This window comes from Roseateles violae (genome assembly GCF_030410485.1).
GTDB classification, from domain to species: Bacteria; Pseudomonadota; Gammaproteobacteria; order Burkholderiales; family Burkholderiaceae_C; genus Roseateles_D; species Roseateles_D violae.
Genome location: NZ_JAUHHC010000003.1, coordinates 394894 through 419896, shown reverse-complemented (window position 1 = coordinate 419896; position 25003 = coordinate 394894). Strand labels below are relative to the sequence as shown.

At 67.6% G+C, this 25003-nt stretch carries 21 protein-coding genes and 1 tRNA gene; 10 read left to right on the top strand and 12 right to left on the bottom strand.

The genetic code is table 11. The features are described 5' to 3' along the window. The first annotated feature begins 18 nt into the window (after window positions 1–18). Window positions 19–1719: an aspartate:alanine exchanger family transporter gene (locus QWJ38_RS12300; protein ID WP_290359377.1), complete on the top strand. Its 1701-nt coding sequence runs from the start codon at window positions 19–21 to the stop codon at window positions 1717–1719. A 45-nt stretch (window positions 1720–1764) separates the two neighbouring features. Beyond that, window positions 1765–3465 (top strand): aspartate-alanine antiporter, encoded by a 1701-nt coding sequence (aspT, locus tag QWJ38_RS12295; RefSeq protein ID WP_290359376.1) that lies wholly within the window; start codon window positions 1765–1767, stop codon window positions 3463–3465. Between the two features lie 70 nt (window positions 3466–3535). Here aspT and QWJ38_RS12290 read toward each other — a convergent pair. Continuing rightward, window positions 3536–3612 (bottom strand) — tRNA-Met (locus QWJ38_RS12290). A 96-nt stretch (window positions 3613–3708) separates the two neighbouring features. Between QWJ38_RS12290 and ftsY the strand changes: the two genes are divergently transcribed. Then, a complete protein-coding gene (gene ftsY, locus QWJ38_RS12285; RefSeq protein WP_290359375.1) occupies window positions 3709–4827 on the top strand; it encodes a signal recognition particle-docking protein FtsY in 1119 nt (372 codons plus the stop codon). Window positions 4828–4875: 48 nt separating this feature from the next. Here the strand turns inward: ftsY and ffh are convergent, their stop codons facing one another. Continuing rightward, window positions 4876–6267, bottom strand: coding sequence for a signal recognition particle protein (gene ffh / locus QWJ38_RS12280; RefSeq protein WP_290359374.1), 1392 nt, complete (start codon window positions 6265–6267; stop codon window positions 4876–4878). Window positions 6268–6317: 50 nt separating this feature from the next. Between ffh and QWJ38_RS12275 the strand changes: the two genes are divergently transcribed. From QWJ38_RS12275 to QWJ38_RS12245, 7 genes are all read left to right on the top strand, one after another. Then, window positions 6318–7175: a cytochrome C assembly family protein gene (locus QWJ38_RS12275; RefSeq protein ID WP_290359373.1), complete on the top strand. Its 858-nt coding sequence runs from the start codon at window positions 6318–6320 to the stop codon at window positions 7173–7175. 9 nt (window positions 7176–7184) lie between these two features. After that, on the top strand, window positions 7185–7427 hold the full coding sequence (locus QWJ38_RS12270) for a PP0621 family protein (protein ID WP_290359372.1): 243 nt from the start codon (window positions 7185–7187) through the stop codon (window positions 7425–7427). Beyond that, the gene (locus tag QWJ38_RS12265) at window positions 7424–9292 is read left to right on the top strand and encodes a sensor histidine kinase (RefSeq protein ID WP_290359371.1); all 1869 of its coding nucleotides are present in this window, start codon (window positions 7424–7426) and stop codon (window positions 9290–9292) included. The genes QWJ38_RS12270 and QWJ38_RS12265 overlap by 4 nt, the downstream gene beginning before the upstream one ends. Next, window positions 9289–10866, top strand: a complete 1578-nt coding sequence (locus tag QWJ38_RS12260) for a sigma-54-dependent transcriptional regulator (RefSeq protein ID WP_290359370.1) — start codon at window positions 9289–9291, stop codon at window positions 10864–10866. The genes QWJ38_RS12265 and QWJ38_RS12260 overlap by 4 nt, the downstream gene beginning before the upstream one ends. A 651-nt stretch (window positions 10867–11517) precedes the next feature. After that, on the top strand, window positions 11518–14421 hold the full coding sequence (locus tag QWJ38_RS12255; RefSeq protein WP_290359369.1) for a ribonucleoside-diphosphate reductase subunit alpha: 2904 nt from the start codon (window positions 11518–11520) through the stop codon (window positions 14419–14421). A 340-nt stretch (window positions 14422–14761) separates the two neighbouring features. Next, the gene (locus QWJ38_RS12250) at window positions 14762–15943 is read left to right on the top strand and encodes a ribonucleotide-diphosphate reductase subunit beta (protein ID WP_290359368.1); all 1182 of its coding nucleotides are present in this window, start codon (window positions 14762–14764) and stop codon (window positions 15941–15943) included. A gap of 222 nt (window positions 15944–16165) precedes the next feature. Continuing rightward, entirely contained in the window at window positions 16166–16714 is a 549-nt protein-coding gene (locus QWJ38_RS12245; RefSeq protein WP_290359367.1) for a histone, read from the top strand. A gap of 71 nt (window positions 16715–16785) precedes the next feature. Here the strand turns inward: QWJ38_RS12245 and QWJ38_RS12240 are convergent, their stop codons facing one another. The 10 genes from QWJ38_RS12240 to QWJ38_RS12195 form a co-directional block, all read right to left on the bottom strand. Then, window positions 16786–17844 carry a zinc-ribbon and DUF3426 domain-containing protein gene (locus QWJ38_RS12240; RefSeq protein WP_290359366.1) on the bottom strand — a complete coding sequence of 353 codons (1059 nt, stop codon included), beginning with the start codon at window positions 17842–17844 and terminating at the stop codon, window positions 16786–16788. A gap of 36 nt (window positions 17845–17880) precedes the next feature. Then, window positions 17881–18795 carry a 50S ribosomal protein L11 methyltransferase gene (gene prmA / locus QWJ38_RS12235; protein ID WP_434063975.1) on the bottom strand — a complete coding sequence of 305 codons (915 nt, stop codon included), beginning with the start codon at window positions 18793–18795 and terminating at the stop codon, window positions 17881–17883. A gap of 95 nt (window positions 18796–18890) precedes the next feature. Then, window positions 18891–20240, bottom strand: coding sequence for an acetyl-CoA carboxylase biotin carboxylase subunit (gene accC, locus QWJ38_RS12230; RefSeq protein WP_290359365.1), 1350 nt, complete (start codon window positions 20238–20240; stop codon window positions 18891–18893). Between the two features lie 9 nt (window positions 20241–20249). After that, complete coding sequence (accB, locus tag QWJ38_RS12225) at window positions 20250–20717, bottom strand: acetyl-CoA carboxylase biotin carboxyl carrier protein (protein ID WP_290359364.1); 468 nt, start codon at window positions 20715–20717, stop codon at window positions 20250–20252. A 79-nt stretch (window positions 20718–20796) separates the two neighbouring features. Next, on the bottom strand, window positions 20797–21240 hold the full coding sequence (aroQ, locus tag QWJ38_RS12220) for a type II 3-dehydroquinate dehydratase (RefSeq protein ID WP_290359363.1): 444 nt from the start codon (window positions 21238–21240) through the stop codon (window positions 20797–20799). Window positions 21241–21384: 144 nt separating this feature from the next. Then, entirely contained in the window at window positions 21385–21939 is a 555-nt protein-coding gene (locus tag QWJ38_RS12215) for a TlpA family protein disulfide reductase (protein WP_290359362.1), read from the bottom strand. Beyond that, a complete protein-coding gene (locus QWJ38_RS12210) occupies window positions 21936–22547 on the bottom strand; it encodes a hypothetical protein (protein WP_290359361.1) in 612 nt (203 codons plus the stop codon). The genes QWJ38_RS12215 and QWJ38_RS12210 overlap by 4 nt, the downstream gene beginning before the upstream one ends. Then, complete coding sequence (gene mtgA / locus QWJ38_RS12205) at window positions 22547–23287, bottom strand: monofunctional biosynthetic peptidoglycan transglycosylase (RefSeq protein ID WP_290359360.1); 741 nt, start codon at window positions 23285–23287, stop codon at window positions 22547–22549. Before mtgA ends, QWJ38_RS12210 begins: the two co-directional genes overlap by 1 nt. Before the next feature lie 6 nt (window positions 23288–23293). Further along, window positions 23294–24148 carry a shikimate dehydrogenase gene (gene aroE / locus QWJ38_RS12200; RefSeq protein ID WP_290359359.1) on the bottom strand — a complete coding sequence of 285 codons (855 nt, stop codon included), beginning with the start codon at window positions 24146–24148 and terminating at the stop codon, window positions 23294–23296. Further along, the gene (locus tag QWJ38_RS12195; protein ID WP_290359358.1) at window positions 24145–25002 is read right to left on the bottom strand and encodes an energy transducer TonB; all 858 of its coding nucleotides are present in this window, start codon (window positions 25000–25002) and stop codon (window positions 24145–24147) included. Before QWJ38_RS12195 ends, aroE begins: the two co-directional genes overlap by 4 nt. Window position 25003 lies beyond the last annotated feature (1 nt).

The window sequence follows — 25003 nt, the reverse complement described above, 5'->3', positions numbered from 1 at the left end:
ATTCATGGGGGATTCGCTATGCACACATTCCTGAGTTGGCTGGCCGCCAACCCCTACATCCTCTTGTTCTTCGTCGTCGGCGCGGCGGTGCTGCTCGGCAAGGCGACGATCAAGGGCTATGGCCTGGGCATGGTCGCCTCGGCCATCATCGTCGGCGCCGGCATCTCGGCCTGGGCGGCGACGATGGGCATCAAGATGCAGCTCGACAACTTCGCCAAGTCGCTGTTCTATTACCTGTTCATGTATGGCGTCGGCCTGCGCGTCGGCCCGTCCTTCTTCAACAGCCTGAAGGCCGACGGCCTGAAGTTCACCATCCTGGCGGTGATCTGCTCGGTGATGGGCCTTCTGATGGCGGCCGGCTTCGCCAAGTGGTTCGACCTGCCGGCCGGCGCGGCCGGCGGCGTGCTGGCCGGCTCGATGACGATGTCGGCCGCGATCGGCTCGGCCGAGGAGGCGGTGCGCCAGGGCGCCTTCCCGCTGGCGCCAGGGCAGACCTTCGAGGACGTCAGCGGCATGATCGCGCTGAGCTACGGCCTGACCTATATCTGGGGCACGGTCGGCATCATCCTGATCGTCAAGTACCTGCCCAAGATCTGGGGCATCGATGCCAAGGCCGCCGCGCGCGAGTACGAGAAGTCCAACGGCGTGCTCAATGTCGATGACTCGGGCCTGAGCGGCTACCGCGCCGGCGGCGTTCGCGCCTACCGGCTGGAGAACCCCAAGCTCGTCGGCCAGACGGTGCGGCAGTTCTTCCAGCAACACATCGGCCTGCGCGTGATCAATGTCCACCGCGACGGTGAGTCGCTGGGTGCTGGCGATGACGTGGCCTTCAAGCTCGGCGACGTGATCGTGCTGGGCGGCAAGCTGGAGGCGCTGACCTCCGACATGGGCCTGATCGGCCCCGAGGTCGCCGATGCCAAGGCGCTGGCCGTGCCGCTGGACCAGGCCGAGATCCTGGTGACCAACAAGGACATCTCCGGCCGCAAGCTGAAGGACTTCGCCAACGAGCCCTTTGCCGGCCACGTCAACCTGGCGCGTATGGAGCGCGGCGGCGTGCCGATCCCGATCGGCCTGGAGACCGAGGTCCGGCGCTTCGACCTGCTGTTCGTCACCGGCCTGAAGAGCGCCGTCAACCAGCTGGCCGACAAGGCCGGCAAGATCGGCCGCGCCAGCACCGGCACCGACCTGCTGACCTTGGCGGCCGGCATGATCCTGGGCTTCCTGATCGGCGCGATCTCGGTGCCGCTGGCCGGCGCCAATGTCGGCCTCGGCAATGCCGGTGGCCTGCTGGTCTCCGGCATCATCGTGTCCTCGGTCGTGTCGCGCACCCGCTTCTTCGGTCACACGCCGAACGCGGCGCGCAACATCCTGGAGGACCTGGGCCTGATCGTCTTCATCGCCATCGTCGGCGTCAACTCGGGCGCCGGCCTGATCTCGCAGCTGTCGGCCGCGCTGACGGTGAAGATCCTGATCGCCGGCTTCTTCTGCTGCACGGTGCCGCCCGTCGTGGTCTGGATCATCGGCTTGTACGTGATGAAGATCCATCCGGTCGTGCTGATGGGCGGCGTCGCCGGTTCGCGCTCGCACTCGGGCCCGGCGCGCGAGGCGGCGGTCGAGGTGCAGAGCTCGGTGCCCTGGGTCGGCTTCCCGGTCGGCTATGCGGTCTCCGGCGTGCTGCTGACGGTGTTCGGCTATGTCGCGATGATCATGTCCAAATAAGGCAGCGCGTCGCATGAGGACAGGGCGCCAGACGGGAGATCAACGATGATCGAATGGCTGGCGCCCTTTTTCACCAAGTCGCCCGAGATTGCCGTCTTCCTGGCCATCGGCATCGGCTACTGGATCGGCAAATTCAAGTTCAAGGGCGTGGGCTTCGGGCCGGTCACCGGCTCGCTGATCGCGGGCCTCCTGATCGGCAACTTCTTTCATGTGCCGGTGGCCGACACGGCCAAGCAGCTGCTGTTCCTGCTCTTCATGTTCGGCATTGGCTACTCGGCCGGGCCGGGCTTCATACGCGGCATCCAGGACGGCGGCTGGCGCTGGATCGCGCTGGGCATCACGGTGCCGCTGACCGGCCTGCTGACTGCCTATGCGATGGCTAAGCTGCTGCATCTGGAGCTCGGCTACGCGGCCGGCATGATGTCCGGCGGCCTGACGGAATCGCCGGTGATCGGCACGGCCAGCGAGGCGATCCGCTCGCTGCCGATTCCCGACGCCGAGAAGCAGCGCCTGGTCGCGCAGATCCCGATCGCCGACGCGTTGACCTATATCTTCGGCACCTTCGGCGTGATCTTCTTCTGCTCCTATATCGGCCCCTGGCTGCTGCGCCTGGATATGAAGGCCGAGGCGCTGAAGCTGGAGCGGGAGATGGGCATCGAGCGCGAGCAGGCCGGCATCAGCTCGGCCTGGCGCATGTTCGAGCTGCGCGCCTACCAGCTCGATGCCGAGCAGCCGGTGGTCGGCCGCAGCGTTGCCGAGGCCGAGAAGATGCTGGCCAAGGAGCGGCTCTTCGTCGAGCGGATCCGCCGCGACGGGCAGATCATCGAGAGCGGCCCCGACACCGTGCTGCGGGCCGGCGACATCGTCGCCGTGCTGGGCAGCAACGAATCGCTGCTGAAGGTCGTCGACACGCGGGCGGTCGAGCAGTTCGACCGCGAACTGCTGGACATCCCTTCGGCCACCTTCGACGTCGAGCTGACGAACAAGGTCTATGCCGGCCGCACCTTGGCCGACTACCGCCGGCATTCACCGGCCGCGCGCGGCGTCTTCCTGAAGGCGATCCGGCGCGGCAGCGAATCGATCCCGCTGGGGCCGGGCACCGTCGTGCAGCGCGGCGACATCCTGACCGTCCACGGGCTGGAGCCGGCCGTCAAGCGCGTCTGCGAGGAGGTCGGCAATGTGCTGGAGGCGGGCGACCACACCGACTTCGTCGCGCTGGGCCTGGCCATCTTCGTCGGCGCGCTGATCGGCATCGCACTGTCCTTCCCGGTCGGCGGCCTGCACATCGCCCTGGGCAGCAGCGTGGCCGTGCTGGTGGCCGGCATCGCCATGGGCTGGCGCAATTCGATCCGGCCCAGCTTTGCCTACATCCCGCATGGGGCGATCGAGTTCATGAAGTCGGTCGGCCTGGCCGCCTTCGTCGCGATGATCGGGCTTAAGGCCGGGCCGGTCTTTGTCGAGGCGGTCAAGCAGATCGGCCTGACCGTCTTCCTAGGCGGCATCGTCGTCACCCTGATGCCGCAGATCGTCGGCCTCTACGTCGGCCGCTATCTGCTGAAGCTGAACCCGCTGATGCTGCTCGGCGCGCTGGCCGGCGCGCAGACGATGACGGCCGGCCTGGCGGCCGTGCAGGAACGCTCGGAGAGCCCGGTGGCGGTGATCGGCTACTCGAGCACCGTCGCCTTCGGCCACATCCTGATCTCGATCGGCGGCACGGCGCTGATCTGGATGCTGCACGCGTCGTGAGGGGCGGCGGCCAACGTGGCCGCGTCGATAAAGAAAAAGGGCCTAGCATCGCTGCTAGACCCTTTGTATTTGGTGGCGCTTCAGGGATTCGAACCCCGGACCTGCGGATTATGATTCCGTCGCTCTAACCGGCTGAGCTAAAGCGCCTCAAGCCCGCCATTGTAGTCATGTTTTGACGGACAATGCAAGGCCCGCCCGAAATCGGGTGAAAAATATTCCTTCCCTCCAGCCGGCGCCTCAGCGATGTTCAGTTTTTTCAAGAAGAAGTTCGGCGCCGCGCCCACGGTCAGCAGCGACGAGCAGTCATCGCCGCAGGTCGACGAAGTGGTCGCGGAGCCGGCGCCCTTGCCGGTGGCCGAGCCGACCCCCGCTGCGGCAGCCGAGCCGGCGGTCGTCCCGGCCGCGCCCGCAGTGCTTGCTGAAGTCGGCGCCGAAGCTGAGGCAACCGAGACGCCCGAGGCACCGCGCAAGGGCTGGATGGACAAGCTGCGTGCCGGCCTGCGCAAGACCGGCTCCAGCATCGCCCAGGTCTTCACCGGCACGCGCATCGACGAGGCGCTGTACGAGGAGTTGGAGGAAGCGCTGCTGATGGCCGATGCCGGCGTCAAGGCGACCGAGTTCCTGCTCGACGATCTGAAGCGGCGCGTCAAGGAAGCGAAGGCGACCGAGCCGGCTGCCGTGCGCGGCCTGCTGATCGATGCGCTGAGCGATCTGCTGCGGCCGCTCGAGAAGCCGCTGTCGGTCGGCGAGCAGACGCCGACGGTGATGATGGTCGTCGGCGTCAACGGCGCCGGCAAGACGACCAGCATTGGCAAGCTGACCCGCCATCTGGCCGAGGCCGAGCAGAAGGTGCTCTTGGCCGCGGCCGATACCTTCCGTGCGGCGGCGCGCGAGCAGCTGGGCGTCTGGGCGGATCGCACGCGCGTCGAGATCGTCAGCCAGGAGGGCGGTGATCCGTCGGCGGTGACCTTCGATGCGGTGACGGCCGGCCGCGCGCGCGGCTGCGATGTGGTGATCGCCGACACGGCCGGCCGCCTGCCGACGCAGCTGCACCTGATGGAGGAACTGAAGAAGATCAGGCGCGTGATCGCCAAGGCGCAGGACGGTGCGCCGCACGAGGTGCTGCTGGTCGTCGATGGCAACACCGGCCAGAACGCGCTCTCGCAGGTCAAGGCCTTCGACGACGCGCTGGGCCTGACCGGCCTGATCGTCACCAAGCTTGATGGCACGGCCAAGGGCGGGGTGCTGGCGGCGATCGCGCGCGAGCGTGCCGTGCCGGTCTATTTCATCGGCATCGGCGAGAAGCTCGAGGATCTGCAGACCTTCAGCGCGAGGGAGTTCGCGCAGGCCTTGCTGGAATAAAGAAGAAACGGGCCATCGAGGCCCGTTTTCACTGGAAGGTGCTTAAGCCTATTTCAGACCTGGGGGCATCATCCCGCCCATGCCCTTGAGGCCGCCGAGCTTCTTCATCATCTTCATCATCCCGCCGCCGCTCATCTTCTTCATCATGCCGGCCATCTGGTCGTACTGATTCAGCACGCGGTTCACTTCCTGAACCTGCACGCCGGCGCCTTGCGCGATGCGCTTCTTTCGGCTGGCCTTGCTCTTGCCGTCAAGCAGCAGCTTGGGGTTGGCGCGCTCCTTGGCCGTCATCGCGCTGAGGATGCCTTCCATGCGCTTCATATCGCGCTCGGCGTTGTCCATGTCGGCCGCGCCCGCCTTGGCCGTCATCTGGGCCGGCAGCTTGTCCATCAGGCTGGACAGGCCGCCCATCTTCTTCATCTGCGAGATCTGGGCGAGGAAGTCGTTCAGGTCGAAACCGCTGCCGCTCTTGAGCTTGCCGGCGAGCTTCTCGGCGGCGGCCAGGTCCACGCCCTTGGTCACTTCCTCGACCAGGGCGACGATATCGCCCATGCCCAGCACGCGGCCGGCATGGCGCTCGGCATCGAAGACCTCCAGCCCGTCGATCTTCTCGGACACGCCGGCAAACTTGATCGGCGCGCCGGTGATCTGGCGCACGCTCAGTGCCGCGCCGCCGCGCGAATCGCCGTCGAGCTTGGTCAGGATCACGCCGGTCAGCGGCAGGGCCTCCTTGAAGGCCTTGGCCGTGTTGACCGCATCCTGACCCTGCATCGCATCGACGACGAACAGGGTCTCGACCGGATTCAGCACGCCGTGCAGATCGCGGATCTCGGCCATCAGCGCCTCGTCGATCGCCAGGCGCCCGGCGGTGTCGACCAGCAGCACGTCGAAGTAGTGGCGCTTGGCGTAGTCGATCGCGGCCACCGCGATGTCGTGCGGCTTCTGCTCCGGCGTCGAGGCGAACCATTCGGCGCCGGCCTGCCTGGTGACCGTCTTCAGCTGCTCGATCGCGGCAGGACGGTAGACGTCGGCCGAAACGGTCAGCACCTTCTTCTTGCGCTTCTCGATCAGGTGCTTGGCCAGCTTGGCCGTCGTCGTCGTCTTGCCGGCGCCCTGCAGACCGGCCATCAGGATGACGGCCGGCGGCTGCGCCGCGAGATTGATGTCGGCCACGCCCTCGCCCATGGTCGCGGCGAGTTCCTTGTGCACGACCGAGACCAGCACCTGCCCCGGGTTCAGCGAGCCGACCACCTCCTGGCCCAGCGCCTTGTCCTTCACGCGGGCGATGAAGTCGCGCACGACCGGCAGCGCCACGTCGGCTTCCAGGAGCGCCATGCGCACCTCGCGCAGCATCTCCTGGACATTCGATTCGGTGATGCGGGCCTGGCCGCGCATCGTTTTGACGAGCTGGCTCAGGCGGTCGGTCAGATTGGAGGCCATCAAGGTTCGTACCGACCGGTCGGGTGGGCACGCAAAAGTACACTGTGACGATGATTTTATCGCCCGACACTTCGGCCGCCGCCGCGCTGGCGCTCGGCGGCGCCAGCCTGGTGGCGGCGCTGGCCTATGCGGCCGTCGCGCTGACGGCGCCACAGCCCGCCGAGAGCGCCTCCGCGTCGCCCCGCCGCCAGGGCCTGCTGCTGCTGGCCTGGGCCGCGCATCTGCTGGCCCTGGTCATCGATATCGCCGGCATCGGCCTGGCCCGGCCCGGCGCGCGCTTCGGTTTCGCGCCGGCGCTGTCGATGACGGTCTGGCTGGTGCTGGCCGTCTATATGGTGGAGAGCCGCTTCGTGCCGCTGCAGAGCAGCCGCCGCGTGCTGGCCGGCCTGGCCGCGCTGGCGGTGCTGCTGGCCCTGCTGTTCCAGGGCGAAAGCCGGCCGCAGGCCGCCTCGCCCTGGGCGCCGCTGCACTGGGTGCTGGGCCTGGCCTCCTATGGCTTGTTCGGCACGGCGGTGCTGCATGCGGTGCTGCTGAGCCGTGCCGAGCGGCAGCTGCGGCAGAAGCCGACGGCCGCCAAGCTGGCGACGACGGCCGGCACACCGGGCATGCCGCTGCTGCGGCTTGAGCGGCTGACCTTCCAGTTCGTCGCGGCCGGGGTCGCGGTGCTGTCGCTAGCCATCCTGCTGGGCTGGTGGTTCACGCCGCACTGGCGCTGGGACCACAAGAACCTGCTGGCCCTGCTCGGCTGGATCGTGCTGGCCGGCCTGCTGGCCGGCCGGCGCATCTTCGGCTGGCGCGGCCGGCGCGCGACGCGCTGGCTCTACGTTGGCGCGGCCCTGCTGCTGCTGTCCTATGCCGGCTCGCGCTTCGTGCTCGAGGTCGTGCTGCAACGCGGCAGTCCCGCCTGATTGCTGACGATGAAATACCTGTTGCTGATTCTGTTGCTGGCGCTGCTGGTCTTCCTGCTGGGCGTCAAGCGCGCGCGGCCGCCGCGCCGGGCCAAGCCGCCGGCCGCGCCGCGCGGACCGCAGCCCATGCTCAGCTGCGCGCGCTGCGGCCTGCATCTGCCGCGCGACGAGGCCTTGCCCGGCCGCGGCGGCGTGTTCTGCAGCGCCGCCCATCGCGCCGCCTATGAGGCGGAGCATGGCGGCGCGCCATGAGCGGCGAGCGAACGCAGTCCTGGTTCGGTCCGGTGCCGGACAGCGAGGTCGAGCCGTCGGAGATCCATGAGGCGACGGCCGCCGGCGAGGCACAAGCCGCCGAGGGGGCTGCCGAGTCGCACGCCGATTCGCAGTTCCTGTTCCGCCGCGCGCGCCGGCTCGGCGATGCCGGCGGCAATGCCTTCGCGCGCCTGTACCGCGCCTTTCTGGGCGCCCGCGTCGCGCTGGCCCTGGTGCTGCTGGCCGCGCAGCTGATCGCCGGCTTCCTCGGCTCGCCGCCCGAGCGCTGGACGCTGCTGCTGTGCACGGCCTATGCCGGCCAGACCCTGCTGCTGTGGCTGCTGCCGCGGCTGCAGCGCGGCGCCTCGGCGCAGACGCTGGCGCGGCTGTCGAGCCCGCATTGGTGGCTGGGCATCGGCACCGACCTGGCCGTGTTCGGCCTGCTGCATGCGCTCGATCGCGGCGCCAGCGTTAACTATGGCGCGCTGTTCGTGATGCCGGTGCTGATGGCCGGCGTGCTGACGCCGCGGCTGCTGGCGCTGGCGGTGGCGGCGATGGCGGCGCTGCTGATGCTGGGTGTGGCCGGCCTGGCGGTGCTGCGCGGTGCCGACATCGGCCTGCGGCTGACGCAGGCCGGTCTGGCTGGCAGCGGCTTCTTCGTCGTCAGCCTGCTGGCCGGCGAGATGGCCAGCCGGCTGGCGCGCGAGCAGCGCGCCGCGCGCGGCAGCATGGAGTTCGCGCGCCAGCAGGCGGCGCTGAACCGGCTGGTGATCGAGGAGATGCAGGAGGGCGTGCTGGTGGTCGACCAGCGCGGCAATGTGCGCGCCGCCAACCCGGCCGCGCGCGCGCTGCTGGCCGAGGCGCCGGCGACGATGGTGCGCAAGGCGCCGTTCCCGCTGAAGGGCGTGGCGGCCTGGCTGCCGCTGGTGCAGGCGGTCGAGCAGGCCGTCGCGGCCGGCGGCTGGCCGGCGGCCGGGCGCGATGTGCTGCTGCAGTTCGGCACAGCGGGCGCCGGCGCGCAGCGCTCGCTGCGCCTGCGCATGCGCTTCACCCGCCGGCGAGAGCCGCATGCCAGCGAGGACCTGTGCGTGCTCTTCATCGAGGACAACCGCCTGCTGCAGGCGCGCAGCCAGCAGGAGAAGCTGGCCGCGATGGGCCGCGTGTCGGCCGGCATCGCGCACGAGATCCGCAATCCGCTGGCCGCGATCGCGCAGGCCAACGAGCTGCTGGCCGAGGACAGCAGCGAGCCGCGCGCGCAACAGCTGACCCGCATGGTGGCCTCCAACGTCGCGCGGCTGACCCGCATCGTCGACGATGTGCTGGAGGTCGCGCCGGGCACGCGGCAGGAAGCGGTGCCGCTGGACGCCAGCTCGCTGGTTGCCGAGACCTGCCTGGATTGGGCGCGCACCAACAAGCTGCCGCCGGGGCCCGACGATCCGCTCGCCTGCAGCGTGCCGCTGCGGCCGCTGGTGGTGGCCTTCGACCCCGAGCATCTGCGCCGGGTGCTGGTCAATCTGCTCGACAATGCCTTGCGCCATGCGAGCCCGGGGCCCGGCAGTGTGCAGGTGCTGCTGGCCGACGATGAAGAGGACCCGGCGCTGGCGCGGCTGAGCGTGTTCAGCGCCGGCGCGCCGATTCCGGCCGAGGTCGAGCGCCATCTGTTCGAACCGTTCTTCTCGACCCGCAGCCGCGGTTCCGGCCTGGGCCTCTATATTTGTCGGGAGCTGTGCGAGCGCTATGGCGCGCGCATCGCCTACCGGCGCCGGGACGACACGACGCCGCCGTGCAATGAATTCCTGCTGCGGCTGCGCCGCGGCGACGGCAGCGAACTTAGCGACCTTATCAGCGACGCCAATCCGCCATGAGCACCAACGCAGCGGCACCGAGCTTCAGCCTTCTCGTCGTCGACGACGAGCCGGACCTGCGCACCCTGTACGAGCTGACCCTGCTGCGCGAGGGCTATGAGCTGGAGACGGCCGGCTCGGTGAGCGACGCGCTGGCGCGGCTGCAGCGGCGCAGCTACAGCGCCGTCATCACCGATATGCGCCTGCCCGACGGCAGCGGGCTCGATCTGCTGAACTGGCTGGAGCAGCAGGGCCGACGCGAGAAGGCGCTGGTGATCACCGCCTTCGGCTCGGCCGAGAACGCGGTCGAGGCCTTGAAGGCCGGTGCCTACGACTACCTGACCAAGCCGGTCGACCTGCGCCAGTTCCGCCTGGTCGTCGCCTCGGCGCTGGGCCGGCTGCCGCCGACCCAGCCCTCGGTCGTGCCGGCGCAGCTGCCGGCCGAAGGGGTCGAGAAGCCGGCGGCCAAGCCGGCCGCGGCGCCGCGGCCGGTGCCTTCGCCTGCACAGGCACCCACGCCTTCGCCGGTGGCCGCGCCCGCCGCGCCGGTGGGCGCGCTGTCGCGGCTGGCCGGCGGCTCCGCGGCAATGCAGCAGGTGCGCTCGCTGATCGAGAAGGTTGCGCGCAGCATGGCGCCGGTGCTCTTGCAGGGCGAGTCGGGCACCGGCAAGGAGCTGGTGGCGCGCGCCATCCACGACAGCAGCGCGCGCGCACGCCAGCGCTTCGTCGCCGTCAATTGCGGCGCGATTCCCGAGCAACTGCTCGAGGCCGAGTTCTTCGGCTATCGCAAGGGCGCCTTCACCGGCGCCAACGAGGACCGGGAAGGCTTCTTCCAGGCGGCCGATGGCGGCACCCTGTTTCTCGACGAGATCGGCGATCTGCCGCTGGCGATGCAGAGCAAGCTGCTGCGCGCGATCCAGGAGCGCTCTGTGCGGCCGGTGGGCGCGGTCGTCGAGGCGCCGGTCAATGTGCGGGTGCTGAGTGCGACGCACAAGGATCTGGGTGCCGAGGTGGCGGCGAACCGCTTCCGCCAGGATCTGTTCTATCGCCTCAATGTGATCCAGATCCGCGTACCGCCGCTGCGCGAACGGATCGAGGACGTGCCGCTGATCAGCGAGCATGTGCTGGAGCGGATCGCGCGCGATGCCGGCGTGTCGCCGGCGCCGCGTCTGACCGCGGCCGCGCAGTCGCAGCTGGCCCGCTATGCCTTCCCCGGCAATGTGCGCGAGCTGGAGAACCTGCTGCACCGCGCGCTGGCGCTGTCCGGCGGCGAGCTGATCGATGCCGACGATCTGGGCCTGCCCGAATCGCTGCTCGACGATTCGCAGCTCGGCGCGCTCGATCCGCTGGACGAGGCGCGCAGCCGCGCCGCGGCGCCGGCGCTCGATGCCGACAAGGCCGGCGCCGAGCTGCCGCAGGACCTGGCCCTGTATCTGGACGAGGTCGAGCGCAGCATCCTGCTGCGTGCGCTCGAGCGGCATCGCTTCAACCGCACGGCCGCCGGCGCGAGCCTGGGCCTGTCACTGCGCCAGATGCGCTACCGGATGGCGCGGCTGGCCATCAGCGCGGGCGAGGGCGGCGCAGGCGAATCCTGAAGCGGCTGCGCGCGGCGCGGCACCAGCCAACCGTTTTCGTTTCGCGGGCCCTAGGGCTTGCCCCATTGATGAAAGCGAGCAGCTCGCCGTGGCCACTTCCGGCGCTGTCCGCCGCGGCACATTCCGCGCGCGCCGCAAGCGCGAATCGACGCGGGTTTGCGGGCTCTTTGGCGCGCTAAGCAAGGCCTGGCGCGGCTTGTCGCCGCGATGCCCCGCAACCATCGGGGCAAACCGCTGCCGCGGTCGATGGAAAGGCCCTTGGCGGTGCTCCGGCTAGCCTTTACTGTGCCGCCGGTCAATGGGGCGCACACGCTATTGGTAGTGCTTGAAGAGGGTGGGGACCCCAGATATAGTGTGTCTCTATGCTATCCTGCCAACCTGGCAAATCCGCTATGCCGACCCCGATCGCTGCACTGACCGCCGCTTGCCGGACCCGGCCAGTGCCCAGCCGGGTCGCCGTGCCGGCCGCAGCGTCGGCCACCGAAGAGCGGGGCGCGCGCAGCCATCGAGCGGGGCTGCGCAGCGACCCGGCCCAGCAGGCGGGACTCCACCAGGCATTGAACTGCTGAGGCACCGGGCGCAAGAACGCACGGCGGCTCGGCATCCCATTCATTGACGACAACGAACAAGACCAGAAGAGGAAGATCGACGATGCAAACGCATACCGCATCCACGCTGCCCGAAGGCGCCAGCCGTGTCGACCAGGCGGTCGCCGGCCAGGCGGCGCAATCGGCATACCAGGCCTATCAAATCATTCGCCGCAACGGGGCCGTGGTGTCGTTCGAGCCCAGCAAGATCGCCGTCGCGCTGATGAAGGCCTTCCTGGCCGTGCACGGCACCAGCGGCGCGGCCTCGGCCAGCGTGCGCGAGACCGTCGACGGCCTGACCGAGAACGTGGTGCGCGCTCTCTTGCGCTCGCGCCCGGCCGGCGGCAGCTTCCATATCGAGGACATTCAGGACGCGGTGGAGCTGGGCCTGATGCGCGGTGGTCACCATGAAGTGGCGCGCGCCTATGTGCTGTACCGCGAGCGCCGCCACCAGGAGCGCCTGGCCAAGGGCGAGGCGGTGCAGGCCGCCGTCGTCGAGTCGGGCCTGACGGTGATCGACAACGGCCAGCGCGTGCCGCTGGACCTGGCCCATCTGCAAAGCCTGATCGTGTCGGCCTGCGCCGGCCTGGGCGCCGACGTCAAGCCGGAGCCGGTGCTGGCCGAGACCAAGCGCAATCTGTACGACGGCGTGCCGATGGACGAGGTCTACAAGGCCGCCATCCTGGCCGCCCGCACCCTGATCGAGAAGGACCCGGGCTACAGCCGCGCGACCGCGCGCCTGCTGCTGCACACGATCCGCCGCGAGATCGTCGGCGGCGAGGTGACGCAGGAGCAGATGCAGAGCCGCTATGCCGAGTACTTCCCCGGCTATATCAAGAAGGGCGTGCAGGCCGAGCTGCTGGACGAGAAGCTGCAGCAGTACGACCTGGCCAAGCTTGGCGCGGCGCTGAAGGCCGAGCGCGATCTGCAGTTCGACTACCTGGGCCTGCAGACCCTGTACGACCGCTACTTTCTGCACATCGGCGAGCAGCGCATCGAGATGCCGCAGGCCTTCTTCATGCGCGTTGCCATGGGCCTGGCCCTGAACGAGATCGACCGCGAGGCGCGCGCGATCGAGTTCTACGAGGTGCTGTCCTCCTTCGACTTCATGTCCAGCACGCCGACGCTGTTCAACAGCGGCACGCGCCGCTCGCAGCTGTCCAGCTGCTATCTGACGACGGTGGCCGACGATCTGGACGGCATCTACGAGGCGCTGAAGGAAAACGCGCTGCTGTCCAAGTTCGCCGGTGGCCTGGGCAATGACTGGACCCCGGTGCGCGCGCTGGGTTCCCACATCAAGGGCACGAACGGCAAGAGCCAGGGCGTCGTGCCCTTCCTGAAGGTCGTCAACGACACGGCCGTGGCCGTCAACCAGGGCGGCAAGCGCAAGGGCGCCGTCTGCGCTTACCTGGAAAGCTGGCACCTGGACATCGAGGAGTTCCTCGAGCTGCGCAAGAACACCGGCGACGACCGCCGCCGCACGCACGATATGAACACGGCGAACTGGATTCCCGATCTGTTCATGAAGCGCGTGATCGAGGGCGGCGATTGGACCCTGTTCTCGCCCTCGACCTGCCCAGACTTGCACGATCTGTTCGGCGCCGCCTTCGAGAAGGCCTATGTCGAGTACGAGGCCAAGGCCGATCGCGGCGAGATCAAGCTGTTCAAGCGCATGCCGGCCAAGGACCTGTGGCGCAAGATGCTCTCGATGCTGTTCGAGACGGGCCATCCCTGGATCACCTTCAAGGACGCCTGCAATGTGCGTTCGCCGCAGCAGCATGTCGGCGTCGTCCACTCGTCGAATCTGTGCACCGAGATCACGCTGAACACCAATGACAGCGAGATCGCCGTCTGCAATCTCGGCTCGGTCAATTTGGTCCAGCACCTGAGGGACGGTGGCATCGACCACGACAAGCTGCGCAAGACGGTCTCGACCGCGATGCGCATGCTCGACAACGTGATCGACATCAACTACTACGCGGTCAAGAAGGCGCGCGACTCGAACCTGCGCCACCGTCCGGTGGGCCTGGGCCTGATGGGCTTCCAGGACGCGCTGTACGCGCTGCGCACGCCCTATGCGTCGAACGAGGCGGTCGAGTTCGCCGACCGCTCGATGGAAGCGATCTGCTACTACGCCTACCAGGCCTCGACCGAGCTGGCCGCCGAGCGGGGGCGCTACTCCTCCTACCGCGGCTCGCTGTGGGACCGAGGCATCCTGCCGATCGACTCGCTGGACCTCTTGGTCAAGGAGCGCGGTGGCTATGTCGAGGTCGACCGCTCGAGCACGCTGGACTGGGACGCGCTGCGCGCCAAGATCGCCCAGCACGGCATGCGCAACAGCAACTGCGTGGCGATCGCGCCGACGGCGACGATCTCCAACATCATCGGCGTCGATGCCTCGATCGAACCTTGCTTCGGCAATCTGTCGGTCAAGTCGAATCTGTCCGGCGAATTCACCGTCATCAACGAAGCGCTGGTCCGCGACCTGAAGAAGCTGGGCCTGTGGGACGACGTGATGGTGATGGATCTGAAGCACTTCGATGGTTCGCTGCGCCGCATCGACCGCGTGCCGGAAGAGCTGAAGACGCTCTACGCGACCGCCTTCGAGGTCGACACGCATTGGCTGATCGAGGCCGGCGCACGCCGCCAGAAGTGGATTGACCAGGCGCAATCGCTGAACATCTATATGGCCGGTGCCTCGGGCAAGAAGCTGGACGAGACCTACAAGCTGGCCTGGATCCGCGGCCTGAAGACGACCTACTACCTGCGCACGACCAGCGCCTCCTCGGCCGAGAAGAGCACGGTGACGAAGTCGGGTCAGCTGAATGCCGTGTCGGCGGGCTCGGCGTCGACGATGGTGTCGGCACCGATTGCCGCAAGCGCTGCGGCACCGGTCGAGGCCGAACTGCCGGCCACCGACATGAAATTCTGCTCGATCGACAACCCCGATTGCGAGGCCTGCCAGTAAGCAGCTGATGCGAAAGGGCTGCGGCGACGACGACTCATCACGATGCGATGTGATGTCGATGCCACAGCCCTTGTCGCCGACGCTGCCGGCAGGATCGGCAGACAAAGAGCACCGGCGCGCGGAATATGCAAATGCCCGCGATGCCCGTGTTCATCGGCTCAAACGCTGATCAATGGGTTTGCAAGCGATGCGAATCCATCGATCAACGAATGAGCACCGAGGCCTCGCGAATGCATCGAATGCGATGCGATGCAGCAACGCGCAAGACGTGTTGATGTCAAGAAGTCCTTGGTGTTTGAACACAACACTCTGATAATTCGACACGATAGGAAGTGCCACCATGTTGGTCTGGGAAGAAGAACTGAAACCCTCTCACAGCGCCCCTGCGAATGCCTTGCCGAATGCGACCGGCCATGCGCCCGTCTCCGCGTCGCTCGCTTCGACCGCCGCCGCTGTTTCTTCCCATCGCCCGGCTCCGTCGCAAGCTGCACAGAGCGCCGAACAGCGCCGCGTGAAGGCCGCCGACAAGCGCATCATCAACGGCCAGACCGACGTCAATCAGCTCGTTCCCTTCAAGTACAAATGGGCCTGGGAAAAGTACCTGGCCACCTGCGCCAACCACTGGATGCCGCAGGAAGTAAATATGAGCCGCGACATCGCGCTGTGGAAGGACCCGAACGGTCTGACCGACGATGAGCGCCGCATCATCAAGCGCAACCTCGGCTTCTTCGTCACCGCCGATTCGCTGGCCGCCAACAATATCGTGCTGGGCACTTATCGCCACATCACGGCGCCCGAGTGCCGCCAGTTCTTGCTGCGCCAGGCCTTCGAAGAGGCGATCCACACGCACGCTTACCAGTACATCGTCGAGTCGCTGGGCCTGGACGAGAGCGAGATCTTCAACGCCTACAACGAGGTGAAGTCGATCCGCGACAAGGACGAGTTCCTGATCCCCTTCATCGAGGCGATCATGGACAAGGATTTCCATACCGGCACAACGGCCGCCGACCAGACGCTGCTGAAGAGCCTGATCGTCTTCGCCTGCCTGATGGAAGGCCTGTTCTTCTACGTCGGCTTCACCCAGATCCTCGCGATGGGCCGGCAGAACAAGATGACCGGCGCCGCCGAGCAGTATCAGTACATCCTGCGCGACGAGTCCATGCACTGCAATTTCGGCATCGATCTGATCAACCAGATCAAGCTCGAGAACCCGCAGCTGTGGACGCCCGAGTTCAAGGCCGAGATCAAGGCGCTGTTCCTGAAGGCGGTCGAGCTGGAGTACCGCTATGCCGAGGACACGATGCCGCGCGGCGTGCTGGGTCTGAATGCCGCGATGTTCAAGGGTTATCTGCGCTATATCGCCAACCGCCGTGCCACGCAGATCGGCCTGGAGGAGCTCTTCCCGAACGAGGAAAACCCGTTCCCGTGGATGAGCGAAATGATCGACCTGAAGAAGGAACGTAATTTCTTTGAAACCCGCGTCATCGAATACCAATCCGGTGGCGCGCTGAGCTGGGACTGAACGCTGGACGGCTGGAGCTCTTCAGCGCGCGGTTCCTATTTGTGTGAGATCAAGATTGGCGAGCAACGGACCGAGGCCGTAGAAGCCGAGGCCGGTGCTCGCAACCCGATTCATCGTATCGGGGCGCTCCTCCTGGGCGACTTTCGGACGATGAATGACTGCTCTGCGACGGCATGTCGTTGCAGGGACAGTGTTCTTTCCACTTGATCAAGGAGAACTGAAATGGCAACTGCAAAGAAGGCTCCGGCCAAGAAGGCCGCGGCGAAGAAGGCTGCACCCGCGAAGAAGGCCGCAGCGAAGAAGGCTGCGCCGGCGAAGAAGGTCGTCGCCAAGAAGGCGGCTCCGGCCAAGAAGGCCGCTGCCCCGAAGAAGGCGGCTCCTGTGAAGAAGGCCGCAGCGAAGAAGGCTGCACCGGCGAAGAAGGCTGCTGCTCCCAAGAAGGCTGCACCGGCGAAGAAGGCTGCCGCTCCCAAGAAGGCTGCACCGGCGAAGAAGGCTGCTGCTCCCAAGAAGGCTGCACCGGCGAAGAAGGCTGCTGCTCCCAAGAAGGCTGCACCGGCGAAGAAGGCTGCTGCTCCCAAGAAGGCTGCTGCGCCGAAGAAGGCTGCTGCTCCCAAGAAGGCTGCCTCCAAGCCTGCCTCCAAGCCTGCTGCCAAGCCGCCCGTCAAGAAGGCCGCCCCGGCTGCCAAGCCTGCGGCTGCTGCCCCGGCTGCCAAGACGGCGCTGAGCCCGCAAGCCGCCTGGCCCTTCCCGACCGGCAACAAGCCCTGATCATCGATCGGGCGCACGCCATCAAAACCCGGCTCCGGCCGGGTTTTTTTATGCGGGGCGGCGACCGCGTATCAGGGATGGAAGATCTCGACGCTGTAGCCGCTGACGCGTTGATTGCCGCTGGACAGCAGCAGTTGCAGTGAGCGCTCCGCGCCGCCTGCCAGGCTGATCGATCCAGCGCTGTTGGCGAAATCGCTGGGCGCCAGCATGCGGCGCAGCACGACTGCGCCGGCCGCGTCGGTCAGATTCAGCTCGACCCAGGGCAGGGCGACCTCGACCGCCGATTTGTTGCGCAGGCTCACGGTCAGCTGGAACTGATTGCCGGCGCCGGCCTGGTTCAGCGCGCTGTTCTCGACACTGAGTGCCTCGATGCGCCGCCATGGCCGCAGTTCGCAGCCGGCCAGCTTGCAGACCGCCTGCAGCGCCGGGCGTGCGGGCGGATAGAGCGCGGCCAGCGCATCGTGGAAGTGCAGCGCGATCTGCCCGCCGAGCAGCAGGAGCAGCAGCAGCGAAAGCAGGCCCAGCGCGATCCGCTCGACCGGACCCGCGCGCTTGCGTGCCGGGCGCATGAAGTCGGGCATCGGGGTGGAACCGATGGCGGCATCCGGTCCCGACGCTGAGCCGAGTTCCGGCATCGGCTTCATCTCGGCCAGGCGCGGCGCCAGCACGACGTCGGGGCCGAGCTCGGCGGCGATCGCCGGCGGCTCCATGCGCTCCGACGGTGGCTCGATCGGCCGCGGCGGGGCGTCGCTGCGCGCTTCGTCGAACCATTGCGGCTCGGGCCGCGCGTCGAAAGCTTGCGCCTCGACCGGCGCGGCCGGCTCCGGCTCCTCTCCTGGAATCTGTGCAGGCTCGACCGCTTGCCACTGATCATCGTCGTGCGACGGTTCGGGTTCCGGCTCCGGTTCGGGCCCCAGGCTGATCACCGCCGGCCCGGCCTGCGGCTCAAGATCGACCTCCTGCTCCGGCCAGGGCGGCGGCGCCTCGCGATCGATGTCGAACAATTGTTCACGCGCATCGAAGACCTCGGCGCAGCGCCCGCAGCGCACCCAGCCTTCGGAGACGCGCAACTGATCCTGCACCACCCGAAAGATGGTGCCGCAAGCGGTACAACGGGTGGCGAGACTCATGGCGAGATCATGCCATGAGCGCCGGTCGCGCCGATCTCATGCGCGCCGTGCCGTCATCAGGATCCAGCCGTCTTCGCGGTCGCTGACCTCGAGTTGCAGCCAGGGCGCATAGGCCTGCTGCAGTTCCTCGGCCTGGCGCTCCAGGATGCCGGCCAGGATCAGGTCGGCGCCGGGTGCCAGATGCGCGCTGAGCAGCGGCGCCAGCAGCTTCAGCGGGGTGGCCAAGATGTTGGCGATGACCAGTGGATAAAGGCCTTGCGCCGCATCGGGCAGGGCGGCGTGCAGCTGCACCTGATTCGCCGCGGCATTGGCGAGGGTCGCCGTCACCGCGGCCGGGTCGATGTCGACGGCATCGATGCCATGTGCGCCATGCAGGGCGGCGCCGATGGCCAGGATGCCGGAGCCGCAGCCATAGTCGAGCACGCGCTGCCAGGTCGGGGCCAGGTCTCGATGGCGCGCGATCCAGCGCAGGCACATGCGCGTGGTCGGATGGGTGCCGGTGCCGAAGGCCAAGCCCGGGTCGAGTCGCATCACGGTTTTGGCCTGTGGCGGCGCCTCGTGCCAGGACGGCACGATCCAGAATTCCGGCGTGATCTCGACCGGCGCGAACTGCGACTGCGTCAGCCGCACCCAGTCCTGCTCCTCGACGGCCTGTATCGTCTGGACATGGACATCGCGCGCCCAGTCCTGCGCCAGCACCAGGGTCGCGGCCTCGGTCGCCTCGGCCTCGGAGGCAAACAGCGCCTTCACGACCGACCGCTCCCAGCCCAGCTTTGGCGCGGGCATGCCCGGTTCGCCGAACAAGGCCTTCTCGGCATCGGTGTCGGCATCGGCATCCTCGACCGAGACGGCCAGCGAGTCGACTTCCATCAGCGCGTCGCTGACGGTTTCGACATCGTCCTCGCGACAGATCAGGATCAGTTCGTGCAGGGAGGAGGGGCTGCTGTTCATCATGGTGTCCTTCATCAAAAGCGAATCCCTGGGACGGCTCGCGCCATGCCAGGGAGTGTCGCAGGCGGGCGGGTCGAAAACCCGCCGGACGCCGGTCAGCGCTTGTGCTCGCTCATCCAGCTCTCCAGATAGTGGATGCTGGTGCCGCCTTCGACAAACTTGGCGTCGGCCATCAGTTCGCGGTGCAGCGGGATATTGGTCTGGATGCCTTCGACCACCGTCTCCGACAGCGCGATGCGCATGCGCGCCAGCGCCTGCTCGCGGGTGTCGCCGTGGCAGATGATCTTGCCGATCATCGAGTCGTAGTTGGGCGGCACGAAGTAGTTCGTGTAGGCATGCGAGTCGACGCGCACGCCGGGGCCGCCCGGCGCGTGCCAGGTCGTGATCCGCCCCGGCGAGGGCACGAACTTGACCGGGTCCTCGGCATTGATCCGGCATTCGATCGCATGGCCGCGCATGGTGATATTGCGCTGCGTGAAGGGCAGCTTCTCGCCGGCGGCGATGCGGATCTGCATCTGCACGATGTCGATGCCCGTCACCATCTCGGTGACCGGGTGCTCGACCTGCACCCGCGTGTTCATCTCGATGAAATAGAACTCCCCGTTCTCGTAGAGGAACTCAAAAGTGCCGGCGCCGCGGTAGCCCATCTTCTTGCAGGCGGCGGCGCAGCGGTCACCGATCTTCTCGATCACGCGGCGCGGGATGCCCGGCGCCGGCGCCTCTTCGATGATCTTCTGGTGGCGGCGCTGCATCGAGCAGTCGCGCTCGCCCAGCCAGACGGCATTCTTGTGGCCGTCGGCCAGCACCTGGATCTCCACATGGCGCGGGTTCTCCAGGAACTTCTCCATATAGACCTGCGGATTGCCGAAGGCGGCACCCGCCTCGGCCTTGGTCGTTTGCACCGCATTGACCAGGGCCGCCTCGGTGTGGACGACGCGCATGCCGCGGCCGCCGCCGCCGCCGGCCGCCTTGATGATCACCGGGTAGCCGACCGCGCGGGCGATGCGGACGATCTCCTTCGGGTCGTCGGGTAGCGCGCCTTCGGAGCCCGGCACGCAGGGCACGCCGGCCTTGATCATCGCCTGCTTGGCCGAGACCTTGTCGCCCATCATGCGGATGTTCTCCGGCGTCGGGCCGATAAAGGTGAAGCCGCTGCGCTCGACCCGTTCGGCAAAGTCCGCGTTCTCGCTGAGGAAGCCATAGCCCGGATGGATCGCCTCGGCGTCGGTCACCTCGGCCGTCGCGATGATGGCCGGCATGCTCAGATAGCTTTGGGCGGACGGCGCCGGCCCGATGCAGACCGCCTCGTCGGCCAGCTTCACATACTTGGCATCGCGGTCGGCTTCCGAATAGACGACGACCGATTTCACGCCCAGCTCGCGGCAGGCGCGCTGAATCCGAAGGGCGATCTCCCCTCGGTTCGCAATCAATATCTTCTTGAACATGGCCGAGCCTTACTCGATCACGAACAGGGCTTGACCGAATTCGACCGGCTGGCCGTTCTCGACCAGGATCTTGGTGATCGTGCCGCTCTTGTCGGCATCGATCTCGTTCATGATCTTCATCGCCTCGATGATGCAGATCGGCTCGCCTTCCTTGATCGTCTGGCCGACCTCGGCAAAGGCCTTGGCGTTCGGGCTGGACGCGCGGTAGAAGGTGCCGACCATCGGCGACTTGACGATATGGCCGGTCTCGACGGCCGGGGCAGGCGCGGCAACGGCTGCCGGAGCGGCGGCCTGGGCGGCCGGCACGGCCACCGGTGCGGCGACCGGCGCGACGGCCGGCATCGCCATCATCGGCACGGCGACCGCGCCGTCCGACTTCACGATGCGCACCTTGCCATCGGCCTCGGTGATCTCAAGTTCGGAAATGTTCGACTCGGACACCAGGTCGATCAGGGTCTTGAGCTTGCGCAGATCCATATGTTTTCTCCAACGGAATTGGTTTTCTGTTTTGGGATGTCGGCGTCCGCTCGTGCCGGACGCTCGCTTTTCTTGTTTGTCAGGCCGGCCGACGCAGCTTGTCGAGCGCATAGCTCAAGGCCAGCCGGTAGCCCTGAGCGCCCAGCCCGCAGATCACGCCCTCGGCCAGCGGGGAGAGGTAGCTGTGCTGTCGGAACGCCTCGCGCTTGTGGATATTGGACAGGTGGACTTCGACAAAGGGCAGGGCCACCGCCGCCAGTGCATCGCGGATCGCGACACTGGTATGTGTGTAGGCGGCTGGATTGATGATGATGAAGCGGCAGCCATCTTGGCGAGCCGCCTGAATCCGGTCGATCAGCGCGCCTTCATGGTTGCTTTGGAACGATTCCAAGGCCACACCGGCTTCGGCCGCTATTTCAGCCAAATCTGCATCGATCTGTGCCAAAGTCTGCGAGCCATAGACCTCAGGCTCCCGGCTGCCGAGAAGATTGAGGTTGGGGCCGTGAAGGACAAGAATCTGCATCGTCGAGGGCTTGCGCCGCGGCAGGGCGTTTAGGGTGTGAACACTAGAAGCGGAAAAGGCTGAACTTTACGCTTTTTAGTGGCCGATCGACGCAGCACCCTTAAAAAATTAGAAAAGCCTGTTTTAGGACGGCCTTGCTGGAGCTCAGCCGACTCTTGCCGCCAGTTCTCGCAGTTCTGGCAGCTCCGTCGGTCCCAACTTTTGCCAGATCTGGGCGCCGCTGCGGTCGAAAGCGACGCTGAAGGGCAGGCCGCCCTGGGCGTTGCCGAGTGTGCGAGCGAGGCTGGTGCCCGTCAATCCCGCCAGCGCCGTCGGAAAGTCCAGCGGCAGCTTGCGCAGGAACTCGCGCACCGGCTCGGGCGTGTCGACGGCCAGGCCCAGCACCTGCCAGCCGGCGGAGCGGAACTCCTGCTGGAAGCGCGCCAGCTCCGGCAACTCCTTGACGCAGGGCGTGCACCAGGTCGCCCAGAAATTGAGCAGCAGCGGTTCGCCGCGCAGATCGGCGGCGCGCAACTCACCACCCTCGGGCTTCTCGAAACGGGAGGACCAAAAGGTCTCGGCGCCGGGGGGGCTTGCTGCGAGCGGTGCTTGCCGACCTTGCTGCTGGCGCCAGGCCAGGCCCGCGCCGAGTCCGGCGGCCGCGACGCCGGCGGCGCCGATCAGCCAGCGCCGCCGGCTGCTGGAATCTTGATCGCTCATATCGGTTCGCCGTCCTCTTTCTCTATCAGCTGGCGCAGCGCCGCCAGATTCCCGCGCTCGCTGCGGCCGCGCGCATCCGGTTTCAGCGCACCGCGCAAATCATCGAAATCGAGAATGCTCAGGTGCAAGGTCACCCGCTCGTTCAGCGCGCGGCAGGGCGCGGCCAGGCTCAGCACATCGACCTCGCGGCCGCGCGGGCCGGTGGTGGCGCCGACCTCGTAGTCGATACCCTGGTTGATCAGCGCGATCTCGGCCGCCTTGCCGTCGTCGCAGAACAATTGCAGATGGATATTAGACAGCCGGGTCGCCGTGCCGCGCCAGACCGCGCCGCTCAGATGCGGGCGGAACTCGGCCAGCCGCTCCATCCAGACGGCGGCCAGCTCGCGCAGCGCGGCCAGCTCGCCCGGCTGGGTGTCGGCGCAGAACAGCGCCAGATAGTCGCGTACCTCGTCCTCAAGCTCGTCGTTGCCGGGCAGGGCGGTGCGGCGCGGCAAGCCCAGCTGCTTCAGCGCGCGCTGCTTGGCCGGGCCGTACTCAAGTCCTTCCTCCACCACCAGGCGGGCGGCCGTGGCGGCGATTTCGCGGCTGAGCTGATTGTGGTCGTCCATCATGGCAACTCGACGGCCCCCATGCGCGCTTCTATCGTGCCGGCGCGCGCCAGCACATAGGACGAGGCCGGCCGCTTCTCGAAGCGCTTCGGGGCCGGCAGCATCACCGCCAGCCGCGCCGCCTGGTTCGGCGACAGCCGGGCCGCATCGGTATGAAAGTAGTGGCGTGCGGCCGCCTGGGCGCCGAACAAGCCCTCGCCCCATTCGACATTGTTCAGATAGATCTCCAGGATGCGGCGCTTGTCCAGCAGCGCCTCCAGCATGAAGGTCAGCGCGAACTCCTGGCCCTTGCGCAGCAGATTGCGCTCGCCGCTGAGGAAGAGGTTCTTCGCCAGTTGCTGCGTGATCGTCGAGCCGCCGACGATCTTGGCCGTCGGCGCCGGGCGGCCCGGCCGCAGATTGACGGCCAGCTTCTCGGCGCGAGCCTCGGCTTTCTGGTTCTTCTCCCAGGCCTTCTCCAGCGCGTCCCAGTCGACGCCGCCATGGTCGGCAAAGCCGGCGTCCTCGCTGGCGATTACCGCGCGCTGCAGATTGCGGGACAGGCGCTCCTCGTCCACCCATTGCTGGCTCCAGGCGATCCGGCCCTTCTCCGTCGCCAGACGCCAGATCTCAGACCGTTGGAAGCTGGTCGATTGCGGCGCCAGCAGATTCATCAGCGCGATGCGAGCAGCGAAGTACAGCTGCAGCGCCAGCAGGCCCAGCAGCAGCAGGATCAGCAGCCGCAGCAGTTTGCTTGCCATGGTGCGCTACTTTGCCGCCGCGATGCGCTCGCGCAGCGTGGCCAGCACCGGCGCGCTGTCCGGGCGCCGGCCTCGCCAGAGATAAAAGGCCTCGGCCGCCTGCTCAACCAGCATGCCCAGGCCGTCGCGGCCCTCGAAGCCATGGGCGGCGGCCCATTCCAGAAAGCGCTGGGCGGCCGGGCCGTACATCATGTCCAGCGCCAGCGCGCCCGGCCGCAGCACCTGCGGCGGCACCGGCACGGCGGCGCCGGCCAGGCTGGCGCTGGTGCCATTGACCAGGATGTCGAAGCCGTCGCCGGTCTCGTCCAGTGCGCTGGCGCGAAGGCGCACGCCATGCTCGGCGGCAAAGGCGGCGTGGCTGTCGACCAGCGCCCGCGCCTTGTCGACGCTGCGGTTGGCCAGCACGATCTCGGCCGGCCGGCCCTCGATCAGGCTGCCCAGCACGCCGGCGGCCGCCCCGCCCGCACCGAGCAGCAGCAGGCGCCGGCCCTGCAGCGGCCACCCGGCGTTGCGCTCGATATCGCGTGCCAGGCCGATGCCATCGCTGTTGTCGCCGAACCAATCGTCGGCACCGTCGAAGCGCAGCACATTGCAGGCGCCGGCCAGTTGCGCGCGCGGCGACAGGCGGCGCGCCAGCGCATGCGCCTCGAACTTGAAGGGCACGGTGATATTGCAGCCGCGCCCGCCAGCGGCGACAAAGCTGCGCAGGCTGGTCTCGAAGCCGTCCAGCGGGCACAGCAGGCGCTCGTAGACCAGGCTCTCGCCGGTCTGGGTGGCAAACATCGCGTGAATCTCGGGTGAGCGGCTGTGCGCGACCGGATTGCCGGCGACGACATAGCGATCGGGAACGGTGGCATTCATGGCTGGGCGGACAGGGTGGTTTCGAGGCCGTCCTCGCGGGTGAAGCGGAAGCGCGAGCTGATCACCAGCACCTCGGCGCCCTGGCGCATTGCGGCGCTGAAGGGGCCGAAGGGCGACGCCGCGCGCACGATGGCCTCGGCGCGGCGGTCCAGGTTCTTGTTGCCGGAGCCGGCCATGATCTCGGTCTCGATCACGCGGCCGCGCTGGTCCACATGGATGTTCATCGTCAGCTCGCCGTACAGCTTGCGGCCATTGTGCTGCGGAAAGTCGCGCGTGCCGCGCTCCTCCACCTTGTGGCGCAGATTGTCGTAGTACTGCGCGTAGACGACCTCGCGCGTGGCCGGGCTGACGTACTTCTTCTTCGGCCGCGCGTTTTCCTCGTTGACCCGCTTCTCGATCGCGGCCAGCAGCTGGATCAGCTGGCGGCGCTTCTCGGCCTGCTCGCGCGCCCGGGCCGAGCCCTTGTCGCGCTTGGGGTCCGGCGGCGGCAGGGCCGCCAGCTCGCGCCGCACCTGGGCCAGCAGCTGCTGCTGCTGCTGCTGCAACTCGGTGATCTGCGCATGCTGGACCTCGTTCGCCTCGCCAAGCTCCAGCAGCTTGGACGGCGGCAGCGGCGAAGTCGCCCGCCCCCGCTCGGCCTCGCCGCCGCCGCTCAGGTTCGCCTGCGCCAGCGCCTGTGCCTTGAGCGGCGCCTCGCGCGAGCGGCTGTTGACCAGCACCACCTCCAGCGGCGTGTCCTCGAAGATCCGGTTGAAGCGCTCCGGGTCGGCGAAGCGCAGGGTCAGCAGGCCCCCGTGCAGGGCCAGCGAGAACAGCAGCGCGGCCTGGAGAGCGGAGAGCCGGAGGCGATGCATC